The organism is Moorena sp. SIO4A1 (assembly GCF_010672065.1).
In the GTDB taxonomy this organism is placed as follows: domain Bacteria; phylum Cyanobacteriota; class Cyanobacteriia; order Cyanobacteriales; family Coleofasciculaceae; genus Moorena.
This window is the reverse complement of sequence record NZ_JAAHHX010000936.1, coordinates 1-1,159: the sequence shown is the minus strand read 5'-3', so window position 1 is coordinate 1,159 and position 1,159 is coordinate 1. Positions and strand designations below refer to the sequence as shown.

Genomic DNA, 1,159 nt, shown 5'->3' with positions numbered 1-1,159 from the left:
TCCATAAAACCCCTTAAGGTGCGCTTTCCGTAGGCGAATTAAATTCGCCACGGGTCGCACCTGAGGGTGGAGGCTGTTGCTAAGAAGCAGAAAACCTAAATCGTGAGGTTTAGGAATCCCCCGCTATAATCTTTGATTTAGCGGCGGGAGGATGTCAAGAAGGTTATAGCGCTACGCGCAAGGCAAGAGGAACCCACCCCTAACCCCTCCCAGGAGGGGAAGGCAAAAGTTAACTAAAACACCTGTTCCTGCTTGTATCAATAGACCTCTTGCAAAAGTCCAATAAAAAAGATATAAATATATCAGTATGATCACAAAAAATGACCTATCAAAAAGTTAAACATCTAACTAACCAGGAGTTCAAACGCCTTTGTGGGGTTAAGAAAGAGACTTTTGCTCAGATGGTGAAATTAGTAGAAAAAAATGAACAACAGAAGACAAAAACCGGGAGACCCTCTAAATTAAGTCTAGAAAATCAAGTATTGATGACACTAGAATACTTACGAGAGTACAGAACTTACTTTCATATCGGTCAGCATTGGGGACTCAATGAATCAACAGTATACCGAATAATTCGCCTCTATCGAAAATATTTTAATTAAGTCCAAAGAATTTAGGATTCCGGGAAAAAAACAATTATTGAAGTCAGGTAACCAAATCGATATAGCGGTTATTGATGTAACGGAAACTCCCAGAGAACGCCCTAAAAAAAACCGAAAAATTACTACAGTGGTAAGAAAAAAAAGCACACCTTAAAATCTCAAGTAATCGTGGATAAAAACAGTAAAGAGATTATCTGTATTGCTTACGGTAAAGGAAAAGAGCACGATTTTAATAAGTTTTACGAATAGTAAAACTCATCTATCATTAACAACTAAATGTCTGGCAGATAAAGGATATCAAGGAATTGTAAAAATCCATCAACTGAGCCAGACTCCTCATAAAAAACCTCCCAAAAGTAAATTATCACCTCTCCAAAAAGAAGAGAATCGTAAGGCACGCTTCACAAAGAATTATGATTGAACATGTCTACCGACATCTTAAAATATTTAGGATTTTGTCAGAGCGATATCGTAACAGAAGAAAAAGATTCGGTTTACGCTTTAATTTGATTGCTGCAATCTATAATTACGAACTTTGTTGTAAATAAAATATTTAG

Annotated in this window: 1 pseudogene; it reads left to right on the top strand. The window is 36.8% G+C overall.

The features are described from left to right. Nucleotides 1–320: 320 nt before the first annotated feature. Nucleotides 321–1,150: pseudogene (locus F6K53_RS44255) on the top strand (IS5 family transposase). Nucleotides 1,151–1,159: the final 9 nt, after the last annotated feature.